The sequence below is a fragment of the Streptomyces sp. NBC_01408 genome (assembly GCF_026340255.1).
GTDB lineage: Bacteria > Actinomycetota > Actinomycetes > Streptomycetales > Streptomycetaceae > Streptomyces.
On sequence record NZ_JAPEPJ010000001.1, the window covers coordinates 750,790 to 770,813 of the forward strand.

Consider the following 20,024-nt stretch of genomic DNA (forward strand, 5'->3'; position numbering starts at 1 on the left):
ATGTCTACCCCGTTCACTCGGCCACGTCGACCGTGCAGCGATTGGATTCCACTCCCGCGGCTGTTACCACCTGGATCTCGATGAGGCCGGGTTCCACTTCCGCCGGCACCGGCACCGTGAGGACCGCGTCCGAAGGGTTCGTGAACCCGCCCGGCACGGGGACCAGTGGAACGTGCACGTGCACCGCCCCGATGCGTACCACCAAACGGGCGAGCATCTCCGGGGTCTGCGCCCCCGGCGGTACGAAACCCACGCCCCGGATCTCGATGTCGTCCCCGGGGCGGACGGCCGCGTCCAGGTCCCCGGGCTCCCGTCTGCGCACCACCGACAGCACCAGCGGGCGGCTGCCCTCGGCGTACTTCCCCGCCAGGTAGACCGCCGCCGACAGCACCACCAGCAGGGCCAGGGCCCACGGCAGCTGCGGCAGCCGGTCGGGGAACCGGGCCAGCGACACCAGCGCGTAGGCCAGCACCACGGTCGAGACGAGCACGTACTGCGCGTCCGGGAAGCTGCCGCGCCCCGCGTCGTCCGTCAGCAGGTCCACCCCGCGCGGCCGGTCCGCCGGCAGCTTCTGCAGCCGCTGGCCCATGATCCGTACGGCGACCACCCGGCGCACCAGCACGGCCACCCCCGAGGTCAGCACGACCACCGCGAGCAGCGGCAGCGCCCGGTCCAGCGCGAGACCCGCGTACAGCGCCTCGCGTTCCGGACCGGGCGCCGAGGCCGCCAGCCGCAGCGCCGGCAGCAGCGCGGCGAACGCCGTCAGTCCCACCCAGGCGCTCGGCACCGCCTTGGAGGTGGACAGCCGGTTGTCCTCGCCGACCAGCGGGGCCAGCAGCCCGCCGCGCACCGACTGGGCGCGGGCCGCGACCGTGAGCAGCCCGGCCAGCACGAGCGCGGTGAGCAGCCCGGCGGTGCGGGCCGTGCTCCAGCCGGTGCCGAGCGCGGTGCCGACCTGGACCAGCAGCAGGACCCCGGCGGCGATCCACACGGCGAGCACGGCCCGCCGCGAGAACAGGTACAGCCAGGAGTTCCCCGCCTCCCGGCCGCGGTCGGCGACGGTTCGGGCCGACAGGGTCAGTTCGTCGGAGACCCACTGCCGGGACGCGCCGAGGGAATGGGCGACGGCCGCCGGCAGCCCCTGCCCGGCGGCGAACTCGTCGCGCTTCTCCAGGAAGGCCGCCACGGCGCGGCGGTGCCCCTCCCGTGCGCAGTCGTCGCAGGCGCAGGCGACGGTGTGGGTACCCCGGGACATCTCTTGGACAGCCACGTACGTGCCGCCTCTCTGAACTACGGTGCAATGCCAGCGAATTGTGCACCACTGCGGCAGTGCTCCGGATTGCGCACGATGTCAGAGCAGGTGATTAACGGTTCATGATGTTGACGCCACCGGCGTGTCACCGTTGTGGAGCAGCGGCTGGCAGCTCACCCAGGCGGCGAGATCCGACCCGAACCGCTCGCGGGTGGCGACCGCGTCGTGGTGGTCGATGAGCACCGGCTTCCCCGCCGCCCGCGCGATCAGCTGCACCTGCGCCGCCCGTTCCGCCGCGATGAACCACCACACGGCGGCCTCCACCGAGTCCCCGACCGTCAGCAGCCCGCGGTTGCGCAGGATCAGCGCCTTGTACGGGCCCAGCGCGCGCCCGATCCGGTCGGCGTCGGCGGCCCCGTCCCCTACGAACCCGTCCAGCAGCGCGTGGTCCTCGTAGAAGGCGCAGGCCTCCGCGGTGACGGGGGCCAGGAGTTCACCGAGGGCGGCCAGGGCCCTGCCGTACGGGGCCTGCGCACGGACGACGGCCACGGCCTCGGGGCGCCGCCGGTGGACCGCCGCGTGCACGGCGAAGGCCAGCTCGTTGACCCGGCGCTCCCCCTGGAGCACCCGGCCGTCCCCGTCGACGAGCAGCAGGTCCCCGGCGGTGAGGGAGCCGAAGGCCCGCCCGAAGGGGTTCACCCAGTAGCAGTCCTCGAAGCCGGGGTCCCGCGCGGTGACCTGCCCGGCCACCCCGTCCTCGTACCCGAGCCGCCCCAGCAGCCGCAGCGCCCCGGCGAGCCGCTCCTTGCGGTGGGCGCGGGCCTCCTCGACGGTGTCGTGCACGGGGGGCATCTCGAAGCCGAGCCGCTCCAGGGGCACGGGGCGCGGTACGGGTCCGGGTACGGGCTGATCCGGCATGTGGCCCTCCTTCAGGTCGCGGCGCAAGGTACCGGCGCGGCCGTCAACTGGCCATACAAACGGCGGAGCCGCCGCTCAGCGGGGGCTGGGCGGCGGCTCCGTCTCACGTTCGGGCGGGGACTACTCCCATTCAATGGTGCCCGGGGGCTTGCTCGTGCAGTCCAGGACCACGCGGTTCACGTCCGGCACCTCGTTGGTGATGCGGGTGGAGATCCGCGCGAGGACCTCGTACGGCATGCGCGTCCAGTCCGCGGTCATGGCGTCCTCGGAGGAGACGGGGCGCAGCACGATCGGGTGGCCGTAGGTACGGCCGTCGCCCTGGACGCCCACGCTGCGGACGTCGGCGAGCAGGACGACCGGGCACTGCCAGATCTCGCGGTCCAGGCCGGCGGCGGTGAGCTCGTGGCGGGCGATGGCGTCGGCCTCGCGCAGCAGGTCCAGGCGCTCCTTGGTGACCTCGCCGACGATGCGGATGCCGAGGCCGGGGCCGGGGAAGGGCTGGCGCTGGACGATCTCGTCGGGCAGGCCGAGCTCCTGGCCGACCATCCGGACCTCGTCCTTGAACAGCTGGCGCAGCGGCTCGACGAGCTCGAACTCGATGTCGTCGGGGAGCCCGCCCACGTTGTGGTGGGACTTGATGTTCGCGGTGCCGGTGCCGCCGCCGGACTCGACGACGTCCGGGTAGAGGGTGCCCTGCACGAGGAAGGCGACCGCCGGGCCGTCCTCCTGGAGGATCTCCAGCTGGGCCTGCTCGAAGACGCGGATGAACTCGCGGCCGATGATCTTCCGCTTGGTCTCCGGGTCGGAGACCCCGGCCAGCGCGTTCAGGAAGCGCTCCTGCGCGTCGACGACCTTCAGCTGCACGCCGGTGGCGGCGACGAAGTCCTTCTCGACCTGCTCGGTCTCGCCCTTGCGCATCAGGCCGTGGTCGACGTACACGCAGGTCAGCTGCGAGCCGATGGCCTTCTGCACGAGGGCCGCGGCGACCGCGGAGTCCACGCCGCCGGAGAGGCCGCAGATGGCGCGCTTGTCGCCGACCTGCTCGCGGATGGCCGCGATCTGCTCCTCGACGATGTTGCCGGTGGTCCAGGTCGGGGACAGGCCCGCACCGCGGTAGAGGAAGTGCTCCAGCACCTGCTGGCCGTGCGTGGAGTGCATCACCTCGGGGTGGTACTGCACGCCGTACAGCTTCTTCTCGTCGTTCTCGAAGGCCGCGACCGGTACGACGTCGGTCGACGCGCTGACGGTGAAGCCCTCGGGGGCGGCGGAGCAGGCGTCGCCGTGGGACATCCACACCGACTGGTGCTCGGGGGTGCCCTCGAAGAGGGTGGAGCCGGCCTTGGAGACGGCCAGCGGGGTGCGGCCGTACTCGCGGGCGCCGGTGTTGTCGACCTGGCCACCGAGGGTGACCGCCATCAGCTGGAAGCCGTAGCACATGCCGAAGACGGGGACGCCGGCCTCGAACAGGGAGCGGTCGAGCTGCGGGGCACCCTCCTCGTACACGGAGGACGGGCCGCCGGAGAGGATGATCGCCTTCGGGTTCTTGGCCAGCATCTCGGCGACGGGCATCGAGCTCGGCACGATCTCGCTGTAGACCCGTGCCTCGCGGACGCGGCGGGCGATGAGCTGGGCGTACTGGGCGCCGAAGTCGACGACGAGAACCGTGTCCGGGGCGCTGTCGTGGGCGGCGGAGGGTGCTTCTGGCACGGGGCGGCCTTCCGGCGGAAGAGGTGGCTGTTTTGTCGATTCTAACGGGGGACGTAGGGGCCTCTTCGTCTCACCATCCGAGTCCCAGGCCACGGCAGTGATCCGACCAGTCAGGTTCATGCATCGACGGCCCGGCGAGCCCGGCTGATCAAACGCTGTGCGTCCGCCCCGAAGACGGCAGCTTCCCGAAGCGTCTTCCAGACCCGCAGGTGAGTGGCGACGCTGTCGGTGTCATCCAGCCAGAGCTCCGCGTGCCAGGTTTCCACGACCACCTGCCGGTCGTCGTAGATCCAGAACCCGAGACCTGGCGGGATCTTCAGGGCCGCCTCAAGGGGGACGATCCCCAGTTCCACCGTGTCAAGGCCGATCACCCCCTGTAGGCGGTCGAGCTGAGCAGCAAGCACGGAAGGTGCACAGATCCGGGAATGGAGAACCGCTTCCCACAACAAGATCCGATAGTGCTTGCCGGAGTCGTACAGTCCCTCTTGCCGCTTCATCCGGGAACGCACGGCTTCCTCCACGTCCCTCGGCGTCCGATGCAGATCGGCGAAGCGACTCAGGACCGCACGTGCGTAATCGGGCGTCTGAAGCACGCCGACGATCCAGGACGATTCCCACGCGCGGAGCACTCTCGCATCGGCCTGTGCCGCATTGTGCGCGTCCTGCACCGGGCGCAGTCCCGCGGCCAGCTGGCGGCGCCATGAGCGGATGTGGGACTCCAGTCCGCGCAGCCGGGACAGCAGCTCCTCCGCCGATTCCGGTTGCCCGACTCCCGCCGCCCACGCCCTCAGGTCTTCGGCCGTCGCTGTCTGCCGCCCGGTCTCCAGCTTGCTGACCTTCGACTGCGTCCAGCCAAGTCGTGCCGCCAGCGCCGTACCGGTGAGCCGGCTTCCAGGACAGGACTCACGCAGCTCCCGTAGCCGTACGCCCAGGGCCGCTCTCGCCTGCTGATAGTCCGTGCTCACCGGTCCCGCACGCTCACTGCTACTCCCCTGTCGCCAGTCCTGAGGCAAACGTCTCGTACGGCACGGCGTAATGCCAGGCCTTGTCCCGTACCTAGCGGTTGACCTCGACCGGTTCGGTGATCAGCTCAACATCGAGCAGGTTGTCCCCGTCGTCGAAATTGAGGACAGCGACCAGCCTGGAATCGAAGATCCAAAGATCCTCGGAGGGCAGCCGGAGCTGCTCGGCGTCTTCCCGCCACAGATTGCGGATGTCCTCCCCGAGCGCGGCGTTCTTCTCGGTGTGGACCATCAGGTAGCGCTGGCCCGAAGTCGGCTGACTGTCGACAATGCGTACGCGACCAACCGTGACCCCGCCTGCCGTCTTCTGGCGAATGGTCCTGCTCCACGCTGTCTCCATATCCCATGACGGGCTCTCGCCCCGCAGGAACTGGGCGTATGTGTCAGTGGCTTCGTCAGAGGCGTACCGGCGCCGCGATTCCAGCCGCCAGGCGGTGTGCTCGAAGTTCTCGAACAGCTTCCCAAAAGCATCCAGGTCGATGATGCGAGGCACGCGGACGACCTCCTTGGGGCCGAAGTCGACAAGCAGTTCACGCGGAACGACGATCGCCACCTCGCTTGGCGAGAGATGGCGCAACTGAGCGACGTCATCGAGATCGGTGAGTGGCGTTCCGTGAACGACGATCTCTCCGCTGTCCAGATCCTCATGCACAGCGGGGCAGCCACCTTCACCGCTGCCCGTGCCGTTGAAGCGCAACCTGCGTGACATCGGTCCTACCCCTTCACCGTGGGAGAGCCCTGGTCTCACAGGATGTCGGCTGCCACGCACGCATGTCGATGCATGACCGGCCGCCACCCAAGAATAATCGCGAATAGTCTCTCCCCGCCTCAACTGGCGCTCCCTAACGTTCTGTTCATGGCCTCTCAGACCACCATGAGCCCCCCGGTCCACCTGTCACTGCCTACCGACGTTCCGAGCCCCGCCGCAGGCTGCGACGTGTGCGCGGCGCTGACCCAGCAGCGCTCGGAAGCACACCGGCTGGGCGACTACTCGGCCGTGTCGGACTGCAACGTGGAGATCGCAGCTCACCCTGGGCACGGCCGGTGTTGAGCAGCCACGGTCTGTTCCGGTACGTCAGACACACCATCCGGCACGCACCGGAGGGTGGCGTCACCTACGAAGTGTTCTGTGTGGCGTACCGCTGCGGAGCCGAGTCCGGCCCGCAGGATCACCAAGAGGCGGCGCACGGCTGGGCACTGCGGCACACGGGGCGGACCGGCCATGACCTGTTCCGGCGCGTCTACACCGACCACGCGCGCGTCACACGCGCAGCTCAGCCGTCTCACCATCCGAACCGGCTTGGCCGCGAAGGGGGCGGAAGGCCATAATCCAGTCCATGCGCAAGCAGCTGAGCTTCCTCTTTACCTATGGCACCGGTCGGTCCGGTCGCCATGGGTCCTCGTGATGCTCGCTTGAGCCACTGATTTCCCGGAGCGCCCCGGTCCGACAGGACCGGGGCGCTCTTGCGTTTCCGCTCCTGCCGGCACGACCCACAGGAGACAAGACCATGACCACCGCCACTGCCACCGCCGCCGCCACCTCCACCACCGCCCCCGAGCAGCTGATCGCCGACTCCCGGATGCGCATCGATGCCCTCGACGACCGGATCATCGGCCTGATCCAGGAGCGGATGGCCGTCTCCACGGTCATCCAGGAGGCCCGGATCTCCTCCGGCGGCCGGCGGGTGCACCTGTCCCGCGAGATGGAGGTGCTCTCGCACTGGAGCGATGCTCTCGGAAAGCCCGGGACCGCACTCGCCATGACCCTGCTGGAGCTCTGCCGGGGCCGCGTGTGAGGCCGTGGCACGGGCTGCGATCGGCCGTTCGTCACTCGATCGGACCGTGACCGGCCCCAGGGCCCTTCGTTGGTGTGGTTGTCCGCGCCAGCCAGTCGCGGACCGCGACACCACGCGTGGCTCCGCCGGAGCGATGAGACGCATCCCCCGTGGGGCGTGCGTCGTGGGACCTCGCTCCTTCGCGTGACCGGACGGCAGGGGACAGCAGCCCGGTCACCCCGCTAGAAGGACGGCCGGCCCGGGGGACGCCCCGGGCCGGCCGTTCCTTTTCCCGCCCGCCCCTCGGCCGCCGGGCCCGCACCGCCACTGCTCAGCACACTGTGTGACCGACGCCACAGTCCCGCCCGCCGGGTTCCGGTACAACCATCCGGGCGGATCACGTGTCACCACTTGCACGCAGGGACTGCGCTCGGAGGGGGAGCGCAGTCCCTGCGTCATTTCCCGCGTCGCTGCTTCACTGCTTCACCGCTTCACTGCTTCACCGCGTCCCCGTGCTCCCGCTTCGGCGGGATCTCCGGAATGCCGAGGAACGGCAGCCTCAGCGCGCCGAAGGCCTCCGCCGGGACCACCGGGCGGGAGGGTTCCACCGCCGCGAGGCGGGTGTAGGCCGCACCCTGCTCGGGCCGCGGGTCCCGCTCGCCCTTGTTCGGCCAGTACGACATCGCCCGCTCCGCCTGCGCCGTGATCGTCAGCGACGGGTTCACCCCGAGGTTCGCGGAGACCGCGGCGCCGTCCACCACCGAGATGCCGGGGTATCCGTAGAGCCGGTGGTACGGGTCCACCACGCCCTCCGCCGCCGAGGCGCCGATGGGGCAGCCGCCGAGGAAGTGCGCGGTCAGCGGGGTGCCCATCAGCTCGCCCACGTTGCTGCCCGCGAAGCCGTTGATCTCCTCGGCCAGCAGGGTCGCGGCCTGCGTGGCCTCCGCGATCTGTACCGGGTTCGGGGCGCCGTGGCCCTGGCGGGCGGTGAGCAGTCCCTTCCCGATGCCGCCGGGCTTGCGGTAGGTCGTCAGGGAGTTGTCCAGCGACTGCATGACCAGGCCGATGATGGTCCGCTCCGACCAGCGCCGGTTGGACAGCGAGCGCGCCAGCTGTACGGGGTGCTTCGCGGTCCGGGCCAGCCACGCCCGCACCCGGTGCTTGCCGTACGGGACCTGAAGGACGGTCATGAACCCCATGGCGTTGGAGCCCTTGCCGTAGCGGACGGGCTCGATGTGGGTGTCGGCGTTGGGGTGCACCGAGGAGGTGATCGCCACGCCCCGGGTGAAATCGGCCCGCCGCTCGCTGCCGTGCCGCCTGCGGTAGCGGCGGTCGTCGGTCTGCGCGCCGACCAGGCCCTCCGAGTTGGTCCGGGTCAGCTCGCCGAGCCGGTCCGACAGGTGCGGCAGTTCGCCCTGGTCCTTCATCGTGTGCAGCAGGGTCTGCGTGCCGTACGTACCCGCCGCGACGACCACGTAGCGGGCGCGCAGCACCTTCGCGCGGCCCCTGCGGCGGGCGTCGGTGGGGACCGTGCGGACGCGATAGCCGCCGTCCGGGTGCGCGGAGAGCGCGGTGACGGTGGTCATCGGGTGGATGACGGCTCCGGCCGTTTCGGCGAGGTGCAGGTAGTTCTCGTTCAGGGTGTTCTTCGCGCCGTGGCGGCAGCCGGTCATGCACTCGCCGCATTCGGTGCAGGCCTTGCGGGAGGGGCCGGCGCCGCCGAAGTAGGGGTCGGGCACCTCCTCGCCGGGCCGGACCTTCGCGCGGCCCTCGGCATCCTCGCCGTCCCCGAAGAAGACGCCGACCGGGGCCATGTGGAAGGAGTCGGACACGCCCATCTTCTCGGCGGCGGCCTTGAGGTGAACGTCGGAGGGGGTCAGCGTCGGGTTGAGCCGTACGCCGAGCATCCGCTTGGCCTGGTCGTAGTACGGGGCGAGTTCCTCGCGCCAGTCGGTGATGGAGGCCCACTGCCGGTCCTCGAAGAAGGCGGCGGGCGGGACGTACAGGGTGTTGGCGTAGTTGAGGGAACCGCCGCCCACGCCGGCGCCCGCGAGGACCATCACGTTGCCGAGCAGGTGGATGCGCTGGATCCCGTAGAGCCCGAGGGCCGGGGCCCACAGGTAGTTGCGCAGGTCCCAGCTGTTCTTCGGCAGGCTCTCGCGGGTGAACCGGCGCCCTGCCTCCAGGACGCCGACCCGGTACCCCTTCTCGGTGAGGCGCAGGGCGGATACCGATCCCCCGAAGCCCGATCCGATGACGATGACGTCGTAGTCGTACGACACGGGCGTGCCCCTAACGCAGTCGGAGGGCCTTCATGATCTGGAGGCTGCGGGTCATGAACGCCGCGTACTTCTCGTCGTCCATGCCCAGCGAGGGCGCCATCGGGAGCAGTCGCTGGTGGGCGACGGTCTGGGCCTCGGTGTACTTGAGGATGCCCTCGGAGCCGTGGCGGCGGCCGAGACCGGAGTCCTTCATACCGCCCATGGGCGCCTGGGCGCTGCCGTAGGCGGGGGCGTAACCCTCGTTGATGTTGACGGTGCCGGTGCGCAGGCGGGCGGCGACGGCGTGGCCGCGGCGGGAGTCCTTGGTCCACACGCTGGAGTTCAGGCCGTAGGCGGTGGCGTTGGCCTCGGCGATCGCCTCGTCCTCGTCGGTGAAGCGGTAGACGGAGACGACCGGGCCGAAGGTCTCCTCGCCGCACACCGCCATCGGCGCCTCGACCCCGTCGAGGATGGTGGGCTCGTAGAAGAGCGGCCCGATGTCGGGGCGGGCGGTGCCGCCGGCGACGAGCGTGGCGCCCTTGGCCACGGCCTCGTCCACGTGCCGCTGTACGGTCTCCAGCTGGCGCTCGCCGACCAGGGAGCCCATGTCGGCGCCGTAGGCGAGGGCGCTGCCCAGGCGCATGGCCTTGGTGCGGGCGGCGAACCGCTCCACGAAGGCGTCGGCGATCGAGGCGTGGACGTAGAGCCGCTCTATGGAGATGCACAGCTGGCCCGCGGAGGAGAAGCAGGCGCGGACGGCGCCCGCGGCGGCCTTCTCGATGTCGGCGTCGTGCAGGACGAGCATGGCGTTCTTGCCGCCGAGTTCGAGGGAGACCCCGACGAGGCGGGCGGCGGCGCCCTGGGCGACCTCGCGGCCGGTTCGGGTGGAGCCGGTGAAGGAGACGTAGTCGGCGTGGCGGACCACCTCGGGGCCGACGACGGGGCCCTCGCCGAGGACGATCTGGAAGACCTCGGCGGGCAGTCCGGCCTCGATCAGCAGGTCACGGGCCCACAGGGCGGTCAGCGCGGTCTCGGTGTCGGGCTTCATGACGACCGCGTTGCCCGAGACGAAGGCGGGCAGGGCGTCGCCGACCGACAGCTCCAGGGGGTAGTTCCAGGGGGCGATCTGGCCGACGACCCCGCGCGGCTGGCGCAGCTCGGTGACCTTGGTGAGGGTGGGCATGGCGCCGGTGTGGCCCTTGGGGCGCAGGTACGAGGGGGCCTTGCGGCCGTAGTGGCGGGCGGCCACGGCGACGGCCTGGACTTCTTCGTGGGCGTGCAGCCGGGCCTTGCCGGTCTCCAGCTGGATGAGGTCGAGGACCTCGGTCTGCCGGGCCAGGACCAGGTCGTGGAAGCGCAGCAGGACGGCCGCCCGCTCGCGTACGGGGACGGCGGCCCAGGCGCTCTGGGCGGCGCGGGCCCGGCCGAAGGCCTCGGCGACGTCCTCGGGGGTGGCCTCGGGCAGTTCGGCCAGCCGGTCGCCGGTGAAGGGCGTGTGGTTGGCGGTGCGGCCGGAGCCGATCACTCCGCGCGTCAGCCGGGTGACCAGGTCGGGGGTCACCACGTCGGCGGCGGTGCGGGCGCCGGCCGGTGCCGGGGCGACCGGGTTGGTGGGCTGCGGTGCGGCGCGGAGGGGGGCGGCAGGGGCCTGCGAGTCCGTCATGGCGGTGAGCGTATTGCGCGCGGGACCCTTTGGGTACCCGTGGGTAACCGGATTTTGCCATTTCCGCCAGCGATCGCTGGCAGGGTGCCGGGATCACGACTTCTTGGCAGGCGGCTCCCAGCCGCTGAGCACCACGTCGAACTGCTGGCGGGTCGTGCTCCAGACGGAGACGGGGCTCGTCATGTAGACCGCGTACTCGGTGCCGTCCGGAGCGATGTACATCTGCTCGATGGCCCGGCGAGGTCCGGCGTGCACGCCCTTCTCCGTCCAGCTGAACTCCCAGGCCGCGGCCCGGATCGTGTCGCGGAAGTTGTTCGGCTCCAGCCGCTCCCTCTTGTAGTCCGTCCGCTTCTGCACCTGCCTCTCCAGGTCGAGCAGGTGCGCGAACGGGTCCTTGTAGTCCGGCGTGGGGTCGGCGGCGATCCGGATGTAGTGATTCCCGTTGTCCGGTGTGTAGTCGATCTGGTTGCCGTTCACCATGCGCGTCCAGCCGTCCGGGACGAAGAGGGTGAACCCGGTGGGGTCGGTGACCTTGCTGTAGCCGGCCGGCGGCGCCGCCGCCTGCGGCTTCCCGTCGCCGCCCGACTGCCCGCCCGCCGAGCTCGCGGCCTTGTCCGGACCGCCGTCCGTCCCCCGGTCCCCGGTGTACTTGAGGACCCCGAACACACCGCCGCCGCCGAGCAGCGCCGCCACCAGTGCCACCACCGCGGCGCGCTTGACCCAGCCGCCGCCCTGGCCGGCGGGCACGGCCGCGGACACCGTCCCGGACCCGGCGGGCTCCGGCAGCGAGGCCGTCTGCGCGGTGCCCCCCTGCGGGGCCGGCTCCTCGGGACGGTCCTGCACCGGGGCGAGCTCCTCCGAAGTCACCGCGCGCGTCGGTACGTACTCCTGCGCCGCCCTCGGCTCCCGGCCCTCCATCGCCTCCAGCAGCATCCGCTCGGCCTGCACGGCCGACGGCCGGTGCGCCGGATCCTTGCGCAGCAGGGCCGTGATGACCGGCCCCAGCGCACCCGCCTGGCGCAGGGCCGGCGGCTCGTCGTTCACCACGGCCTGGAGGCTGGAGATGGGCGACGTACGGCGGAACGGCGAGCGGGCCTCCACCGCCGTGTACAGGGTCGCGCCGAGGGACCACAGGTCGGAGGCCGGGTCGGGAGCACCGCCGGTGACCCGCTCGGGCGCCAGGTAGTCGATGGAGCCGACCAGTTCACCGGTGCGCGTGATGGACGAGTCGCCCTCGATCGCGGCGATCCCGAAGTCCGTGAGCAGCACCCGGCCGTCCTTGGCGAGCAGCACGTTGCCCGGCTTCACGTCCCGGTGCAGGACGCCCACCGCGTGCGCGGCGCGCAGCGCGCCCAGGACGTGGAGCCCGATCCGGGCCGCCTCGCGCGGCTCGATCCGGCCCGCCGCCTTGGCGGCCTCCGCCAGCGAGGGGCCGTCGATGTACTCCATGACGATCCACGGCCGGTCGTCGTGTTCGAGCACGTCGTGGACGGTGACGACCGCCGGGTGCTGGATGCGGGCCGCGGCCCGTGCCTCCTTCTGCGTCCGGGCGTGCAGGACGTCCCGGTCGGCCTGGGCGACGTACAGACCCGCCGTCAGTTCCTTGACGGCGACCGTCCTGTGCAGCAGCTCGTCATGCGCGCGCCACACCTTGCCCATGCCGCCGCTGCCGATGGGCTCGACGAGCCGGTACCGGCTCGCGAGCACGGCGCCCGCACCTGTCTGCTGTTCCACGAAATCCCGCCGCTCTGTGCACTTCGGGCCAGATTACGGAGCCCCTGGGCACTGCCGGAACCACGCGGGCGTGGTGAGACAGCACTGTGACGCAATTGCCGTACTGATCCCCCGTCAGTACGGGCTCAGCCGCCCGCCCGGTAACTCGCCGTGGCTTTCTCGAAGACTTCGGTCACCTTCGCCTCGTCGTCCTGCGGGCCCGTCACGATGACGACGTGGTAGCTGCCGCCGAGCGCCACGACGTAGTTGCGGGCCAGGACACTTCGGCCGTTGCCGTCGATCCAGGTGTACTTGCCCGTGGCCCGCAGCTGCTGGCCGACCTTCGTGCTCTTGACCTCGCTGACGGTGGACCAGGTCGAGGTGCGGTACGGGGTCAGCTCCTGCTCCTTGTCCTTCTGGTAGCCCGCCGGGTCCGGATTGCCCTCGACCTTGTCCCGGCCGGGAACCACGGTCAGGACGAACTGGCCGTTGGTGTACCGCACCTGGCCCGCCTCGTTGATGCCGCGGCGCTCCCAGCCGTCGGGAACGGCGATCTCGAAGTGCTCCGGGTCCTGCTGACTGGTGTAACCGGCCGGGGCGGGGGCCGCCGGACTGGCCGAGGGCGTGGTCGTCTGCGGCGCGGGCTTCGACTCGGGCGTGCCGGTGGGGGTGTTGGCCGAGGCGCCGGGGCTGCCCGCCGGACCCTGGGTCGCCGGTGTCCTGGCCTCGCCGTCCTCGCCCGCCGAGGGGGCCCGGGGCATGAACAGCATCGCGTACGCCACGCCCCCCGCGAGGAGGACGAGGATCCCGGCGAGCAGCGTCCGGCCCAGGGCGCGGGGTTTGCGGGGTGCCGCCGGATTGCGGTGCCGCCCGTGCAGGTCGCCGCGCCTGCGTACGACGGGCAGCCGGGCGGGATCCGGCTCCGGCATCGGGAGCGCCGCGAAGCCGCCGTCCGGCTCGGGGGCGGACCGTACGAGCGAGCGCAGCCAGCCGCGGAGCTCCTCGAACTCGGGGCGCTCGGTCGGGTCCTGGCGCAGCAGCGACTCCACGACCGGGCGCAGCGCACCGCACTCCTCGGCGAAGGCGGGGGGCTCGGAGCAGACCATGTCGACGAGTTCGGCGACGCTGTCCTCCGGATACGGGGCATGCCCCTGCACGGAGCGGTAGAGCAGCGCGCCGAGGGCCCAGAGGTCGGTGGCGGGGCCGACGGGGGCGGCCAGCTGCCAGGGGCCCGTCACGGGGCGGGCCTGTTCGGGGGCCCAGCGCTCGGTGACGGCCCCGACGACAGCCATCCGGGTCTGCCGTGCGCGCTCCGCATCGAGCCCGGTACGGGGGCCACCGCCGCCGCCCCAGCCGTCGCCGAGGGGCTGCCGGGCGGGCCGGGCCTCGGTTCGGGCGGCCGGGCCCTCGGCGTCGGCCTGGCGGTAGCCCTGCGGCAGGGCGAGTTGCGCGGGCAGCCCGGACCGCGCGGACCCGCTGGGCGGCTGAGGCTGCGCCTGCTGCTGGGACTGGGGCCACGGCGGGCCCTGGGGTGCCTGCTGCGCGTGCGGCCGCGGCTCCTGTTGTGCCTCGGCTCCGGCCGGCGACAGCGGCCCGTACGGGCCCTGCGGCCCCGGCTGGGGGTGAGGCTGCGACTCCGGTTGTGCTTCGGCTCCGGCCCGCGACAACGGCCCGTACGGGCTCTGCGGCCCCCGCTGGCGGTGAAGCGGCGACTCCGGTTGTGCTTCGGCTCCGGCCGGCGACAGCGGCCCGTACGGGCTCTGCGGCCCCCGCTGGGGGTGAAGCGGCGACTCCGGTTGTGCTTCGCCCTGCGGCAGCGCCGGCGGCTCCTGGTCGGGCTGCCGGGCCGCGGGAAGGGCCTGGCGGCGCGGGGCCGTGCCGTGCCAGGGCGTGGCGGTACCGCCCTGCGGGCCCCCGTACGGGTACGAGTACCCCTGCGGGAGCGTCGACCCCTCGGGCCGCGGCTCCGGCGCGGGTCGGGCCCCGGCGTTGCGCTCCTCGGTGACCCGGGCCGCCGCGGCCCGCGCCCCCGCCCGGTAGGCGGCGATGGCCCCGGCCCGCGCGGCGGCCTTGGGATCGGGCCGCTCCTCGGGCCGCTCCCCGGGCCGTTCGGGGGTGATGTGGTCGCGGTAGCGGGGCCCGGTGTCGTACCCGGGAGCCACGAGCGGAGCGTCAGCGGGACCCGGCGCGTACCCCGCCCCGAGCCCGGGCTCGGCACCCGACACCTCGAACTCCGGCCCGAAGCCAGGCTCCGCACCCGCTGCACCGAACCCCGACCCCGGCCCCGGCGCAAGCCCGGGCTCCGCACCCGCTGCACCGAACCCCGACCCCGGACCCTGCGCGAGCCCGGGCTCCGCGCCCGGCACACCGAACCCCGGCCCAGGGCCCGGCCCGAGGTCGGGCTCCGCGCCCGGCGCACCCAACTCCCGTCCAGGGGCCGACGCCAGGCCAGGCTCCGCGCCCGGCGCGCCGAGCTCCCGTCCGGGGACCGGCGCGAGCTCGTGGCCGTAGGGCTCTTCCGGCCCGTAGCCGAAGTCCTGGCCGCCGGTGGCCTCCGGGCCGTCCCACCCCGCGCCGCCCGGCGAGGCGGAGTCCGGCACGGGTTCGTACCCGCACAGCGCGTCCTCGGCGGCGCCCGCCGCCAGCCCCGTCAGGACGACCCGGCCGTCGTCGCAGACGAGGACCGTCCTGACGGTGATGTTCCGGTGCGTCCAGCCGTGCGCGTGCAGCACGCGCAGCGCGGTCAGCACGTCCGAGGCCACTTCCGCAGCCCGGTAGGGGGTCAGCGGTTCGTCGGCGATCAGCGCGGCCAGCGGCCGGGCCGGGACCAGTTCGCTCACTATCCACAGCGACCCGCCCTCGGCGAACACGTCGAAGACCTGGTCAAGCCGTGGATGGTCCGGCACCGCGGCCGCCGCCTGGGCCGCCTCGATCGCCCGCCGCACGGCCGGCAGGTCGGCCGCTGAGCGGCGCCCGGCGGCCGGGGCCCGGTGCCCGTCCAGCAGCTCGGCGTCCACGACCTCCGGTAACGGCACCTGCCGGACCAGTACTTCCTGCCCGCTGCGCGTGTCGAAGGCGCGGGTCTCGACCAGCTCGTACTCGTCCGTCGGCGGCAGCGGCAGACGGTAGCGGTCGGCCAGGATCCGCCCCGCGTACTCCTCCACGTCGCCTCCCCCGAGTGCGTGGGCCCCCCATGGCCCCGCTGACACGATACGTCGCCGGAGCCGCCCGCGTCCCGGGCCTGACAAGGCTCGTCAGCCGAGCACTTGGAAGGTCTCGAACGCCGTGTTGCGCATCTGCGTGCACTCGGGGCCGTCCCACTGGTCGGCGGGGCAGCTGATCATGATGGCGAAGCCGTTCTTCGCGTCCACCTTGAAGCCGCGGTTGAGCACGCGGACCTTGATGCCCTGCTGTTCCCGCTCGAACTGCCAGTCGGCGACGGTCGGGTAGCCCCGGTACTCCGTCGCGTCGATGCTGATCGTGCGGTAGCCCTTGCTACTGCCCTGGACCAGCGGGGCGGACTTCGCCCAGGCGGCGCGGGCGTCATCGCCGGGGGTGGAGGTGTGGTCGACCTGGATGCGCGGGAAGCCGCCGTCCCGGCTGTATATGGCGCCGGAGTTGTCGCCCGCTATGGCCGTCTGCTTGAAGCCCTCGGGCATCGCCATCGAGAAGTGGAACCCGAGGTTGGTCACGACCGCGTATCCCGCCGGGACTCCGCCGCCCGGGGCGCCGGGCGTGGCGCCCTGCCCCTGGCCGCTGCCCGGCGTCTGCTGCCCCTGGCCCGGCTGGTCGCCGTTCGCGGCGCCGCCGTTGGCACTGCCGTTGGCGCCGCCGTTCGGGTCGGTGCCCTTCGGCGTCTCCCCGGTGCCGCCCGGGGTGGTGCCCGGGGACGGGCCCGCGGACTGGCCCGCAGACTGGCCGCCGGACGCGGCCGGGGTGACCTGGCCGCCCTTGCCCTCTTCCTTGCGGCCGCCCTTGTCGTCGCCGCTGACCGCGTAGGCGATCAGCGAGCCGACCACCGCCAGCGCCACGATCACACCGGCTATCGCGAGCGCGATGGTGCGGCGCGGCATGACGTCGGTGAGCGGGGCCGGGACCGGAGCGGGCCGGGTGGCTGACGCCGGCGCCTCCGCGGCCGAAACGGCCGGCGCCGCCGCCGCCTTGCGGGCCGCCTTCAGCGCGGCACGGGTCCGTTCGCGCTGTTCGCGCTCGCGCCGCTCGCGTTCCTTCTTCTCCGCCTTCTCGGCGGCCTTCTCCGCGGCGGCCTTGTCGGCTGCCTGCTTGGCGTCGGCCAGCGAGATCTGCCGGGTCTCCTCGGCGGGGACCGGTACGGGCTTGGGCGCGGGCTCGGGTGCGTTGAGCACGGCCGTGAGCATCGCCCTCGCCCGGCCCTCGTCGAGGCGCTGGGCCGGGTCCTTGGCGAGCAGGCCGTAGATGACGTCGGTCAGCGGACCGGCGTTCTTGGGCGGGTCCACCGGCTCGGTCATCACCGCGGTGAGGGTGGCGAGCGCGGAGCCCTTGTCGTACGGGGGCACGCCCTCGACGGAGGCGTACAGCAGACCGCCGAGCGACCACATGTCCGCCGGAGGGCCGGGCTTGTGACCGCGGGCGCGCTCGGGCGAGATGTAGGAGGGGGCGCCGACGAGCATGCCGGTGGAGGTGACGGAGGGGTCGCCTTCGACCTGGGCGATGCCGAAGTCGGTGAGGACGACGCGGCCGTTGCCCGCGATGAGCACGTTGGACGGCTTCACGTCCCGGTGCAGGATGCCCTGGCCGTGCGCGGCGCGCAGGACGTCGAGCACCGCGAGGCCGACCTCGGCGGCGCGGTGCGGGGTGAGCGGGCCGTTCTCCCGGACGAACTCGGCGAGCGAGGAGCCCTCGATGAGCTCCATGACGATCCAGGGGCGGGCGTCCTCGTCGACGACGTCGTAGACGGTGACGGCGCCGCCGCTGCGGATCCGGGCGATCGCCTTGGCCTCGCGGAGGGTCCGGGTGATGAGGCGGCGCTTCTCGTCCTCGTCGACGCCGCTGCTGAAGCGGAGCTCCTTGACGGCGACGGTCCGGCCCAGGGTCTCGTCCTCGGCACGCCATACGGTGCCCATGCCGCCCTTGCCGAGCACGGCGCCGAGCCGGTAGCGGCCGGCGAGCAGCCGCCCCTCGTCCTGCCCGTTGCCCGCCGCCTTGGCGGCCTCGGCCCTGGCCTTGACCTCGGCGGCCACGGCATCGGCCTTCTCCGCGGGACTGACGGCAACCGGCTTCGCCGCCGCGGGCTTGGCGTCCGCGGGCTCCGCCTCGGCCTTGACCGCCACAGCGGCAGGCTTCGCGAGATCAGCCTTGACCCCGGTCGGCTTCGCCACCACAGGCTTGGCGTCCGCAGGCTTGGCGTCCGCGGGCTCGGCTTCGGACTTGGCCGCCGCGGGCTTGTCCTCGGGCTTCGCCGGATCGGCCTCGGCCACGGGCGGCTTGGCATCCACAGGCTCCGCCTCGGCCTTGACCGCCACAGCGGCAGGCTTCGCGAGGTCAGCCTTGACCCCGGTCGGCTTCGCCGCCGCAGGCTTGGCGTCCGCAGGCTCGGCGTCCGCGGGCTCGGCCACGGCCTCCGCCTGAGCCGCAGCCGGCTTGGCCGCAGCGGCAGGCTCGGCCTTGACCGGCTTCGTCGGCTTCGGCTTCTTCGGGGCAGCCTCAACCGCCGCAGGGTCCGCGTCGGCCACAGCCTCGGAAGGCCCAGCCGGATCGGTCTTGCCCGCCCCCGGCTGCTCGGTGTGCTCCGGCTTCGACATGCGTCCCCTCTGCGATCGTGCCGCCTGCTCCGGCTGCCCCGGCCGTTCCGGCCGTCCCGGCAGCCGCCGGGGTTCCCGGTGCCCCGCTCCGGCAGAATCCGTCGGGTAACCCGCCCCGGCAGAACCCTCATTGTTCCTCACTACGCAACGGACGGGCGCCCCGGGTCCGCGGTTCCCCCTTCCGCATCCCGGACTTACAACGGAACGATGTCGGGCGCCCCCAGCCGCGCCGCGTCCGCCGTCTGGTCGTCCGGCTGACGCTGCGATTCCCTTTCCGCCTGCACCCTCTTCTCGTAGTGCTCCACTTCTTTCTCGATCTGCCCCTTGTCCCAGCCCAGTACGGGCGCCATCAACTCCGCGCACTCCCGCGCCGACCGCGTCCCCCGGTCGAAGGTCTCGATGGAGATCCGCGTCCGCCGGGTCAGCACGTCGTCCAGGTGCCGTGCGCCCTCGTGCGAAGCCGCGTACACGATCTCCGCCCGGAGGTAGTCCTCCGCCCCGGTCACCGGCCGGCCGAGCCCGGGATCGGCGGCGATCAGGTCGAGCAGTTCCTCGGTCAGCGACCCGTACCGGTTCAACAGGTGCTCCACCCGCACCACGTGAAGCCCCGTCCGGGCCGCGATCCTCGCCCGGGCGTTCCACAGCGCCCGGTAGCCCTCCGCGCCCACCAGCGGCACGTCCTCCGTCACGCAGTCCGCGACCCGCTGGTCCAGCCCGTGCACCGCCTCGTCGACCGCGTCCTTCGCCATCACCCGGTACGTCGTGTACTTGCCGCCCGCGACGACCACGAGCCCCGGCACGGGGTGCGCCACCGTGTGCTCGCGCGACAGCTTGCTGGTGGCGTCCGACTCGCCGGCCAGCAGCGGCCGCAGGCCCGCGTACACGCCCTGCACGTCGTCTCGGGTCAGCGGCACGGCGAGGACCGAGTTCACGTGCTCCAGCAGGTAGTCGATGTCCGCGCTGGAGGCCGCCGGGTGCGCCTTGTCCAGGTCCCAGTCGGTGTCCGTGGTGCCCACGATCCAGTGCCGCCCCCACGGGATGACGAACAGCACCGACTTCTCGGTCCGCAGGATCAGCCCGGTGCTCGAATGGATCCGGTCCTTCGGGACGACCAGGTGGATGCCCTTGGAGGCCCGTACGTGGAACTGGCCGCGCTCCCCGATCAGCGCCTGGGTGTCGTCCGTCCACACCCCGGTCGCGTTCACGATCTGCTTCGCGCGGACCTCGTACTCGCCTCCGCCCTCGACGTCCTGTACCCGCGCCCCGACCACCCGTTCGCCCTCGCGCAGGAAGCCGATCACCCTCGCCCGATTGGCGCACTGCGCCCCGTACGCGGCTGCCGTCCGCACCAGCGTGGCCACGTACCGCGCGTCGTCCATCTGGGCGTCGTAGTACTGCAGGGCGCCCACCAGGGCGTCCTTGCGCAGCGCCGGCGCGACCCGCAGCGCCCGCTTGCGCGACAGGTGCCGGTGCACCGGCAGGCCGCGCCCGTGGCCGCTGGACACCGACATCGCGTCGTAGAGCGCGACGCCCGATCCGGCATAGAGCCGCTCCCAGCCCTTGTGCTGCAAGGGGTACAGGAAGGGCACCGGCTTCACGAGGTGCGGCGCGAGGCGCTCCAGCAGCAGGCCGCGCTCCTTGAGGGCCTCCCGGACGAGGGCGAAGTCGAGCATCTCCAGGTACCTGAGGCCGCCGTGGATCAGCTTGCTGGAGCGGCTGGAGGTGCCCGAGGCCCAGTCCCGCGCCTCGACCAGCCCGGTCGAGAGGCCTCTGGTCGCCGCGTCGAGCGCGGTGCCGGCGCCCACCACTCCCGCGCCCACGACCAGGACGTCCAGTTCCCGCTCGGCCATCCGGGCGAGGTCCTCGGCGCGCTGCGCCGGTCCGAGTGTCGCTGTCCTCACGGCTGCCTCCCGTTGGTGCGGGTGCTCCCCGC

Annotated in this window: 11 protein-coding genes and 1 pseudogene; 1 reads left to right on the forward strand and 11 read right to left on the reverse strand. The window is 72.5% G+C overall.

Translation table 11 applies throughout. The features are described from left to right. Positions 1-13 precede the first annotated feature (13 nt). The 5 genes and pseudogenes from OG447_RS03420 to OG447_RS03440 form a co-directional block, all read right to left on the reverse strand. Entirely contained in the window at positions 14-1,270 is a 1,257-nt protein-coding gene (locus OG447_RS03420) for a hypothetical protein (protein ID WP_266934788.1), read from the reverse strand. Between the two features lie 102 nt (positions 1,271-1,372). Continuing rightward, positions 1,373-2,170 carry a class II aldolase/adducin family protein gene (locus OG447_RS03425; protein WP_266934790.1) on the reverse strand — a complete coding sequence of 266 codons (798 nt, stop codon included), beginning with the start codon at positions 2,168-2,170 and terminating at the stop codon, positions 1,373-1,375. A gap of 120 nt (positions 2,171-2,290) precedes the next feature. Next, positions 2,291-3,877, reverse strand: coding sequence for a glutamine-hydrolyzing GMP synthase (gene guaA / locus OG447_RS03430; RefSeq protein ID WP_266934792.1), 1,587 nt, complete (start codon positions 3,875-3,877; stop codon positions 2,291-2,293). Positions 3,878-3,993: 116 nt separating this feature from the next. Continuing rightward, entirely contained in the window at positions 3,994-4,842 is an 849-nt protein-coding gene (locus tag OG447_RS03435) for a helix-turn-helix transcriptional regulator (protein WP_266934794.1), read from the reverse strand. A 19-nt stretch (positions 4,843-4,861) separates the two neighbouring features. Then, positions 4,862-5,608: pseudogene (locus tag OG447_RS03440) on the reverse strand (DUF6879 family protein). A gap of 799 nt (positions 5,609-6,407) precedes the next feature. Here OG447_RS03440 and OG447_RS03445 point away from each other — a divergent pair. Next, complete coding sequence (locus OG447_RS03445; protein ID WP_266934796.1) at positions 6,408-6,695, forward strand: chorismate mutase; 288 nt, start codon at positions 6,408-6,410, stop codon at positions 6,693-6,695. Between the two features lie 470 nt (positions 6,696-7,165). Here OG447_RS03445 and OG447_RS03450 read toward each other — a convergent pair whose 3' ends face one another. The 6 genes from OG447_RS03450 to OG447_RS03475 all read right to left on the reverse strand — a co-directional run bounded on the left by OG447_RS03450 (position 7,166) and on the right by OG447_RS03475 (position 19,992). Beyond that, positions 7,166-8,956, reverse strand: a complete 1,791-nt coding sequence (locus tag OG447_RS03450) for a GMC oxidoreductase (RefSeq protein WP_266934798.1) — start codon at positions 8,954-8,956, stop codon at positions 7,166-7,168. 10 nt (positions 8,957-8,966) lie between these two features. Next, positions 8,967-10,598: a succinic semialdehyde dehydrogenase gene (locus OG447_RS03455; protein WP_266934800.1), complete on the reverse strand. Its 1,632-nt coding sequence runs from the start codon at positions 10,596-10,598 to the stop codon at positions 8,967-8,969. Positions 10,599-10,691: 93 nt separating this feature from the next. Next, complete coding sequence (locus OG447_RS03460) at positions 10,692-12,332, reverse strand: serine/threonine-protein kinase (protein WP_266934802.1); 1,641 nt, start codon at positions 12,330-12,332, stop codon at positions 10,692-10,694. Between the two features lie 125 nt (positions 12,333-12,457). Continuing rightward, complete coding sequence (locus OG447_RS03465) at positions 12,458-15,475, reverse strand: protein kinase (protein WP_266934804.1); 3,018 nt, start codon at positions 15,473-15,475, stop codon at positions 12,458-12,460. Positions 15,476-15,565: 90 nt separating this feature from the next. Continuing rightward, positions 15,566-18,091: a serine/threonine-protein kinase gene (locus OG447_RS03470; protein WP_266934806.1), complete on the reverse strand. Its 2,526-nt coding sequence runs from the start codon at positions 18,089-18,091 to the stop codon at positions 15,566-15,568. Positions 18,092-18,285: 194 nt separating this feature from the next. Continuing rightward, on the reverse strand, positions 18,286-19,992 hold the full coding sequence (locus OG447_RS03475; RefSeq protein WP_266934808.1) for a glycerol-3-phosphate dehydrogenase/oxidase: 1,707 nt from the start codon (positions 19,990-19,992) through the stop codon (positions 18,286-18,288). Positions 19,993-20,024: the final 32 nt, after the last annotated feature.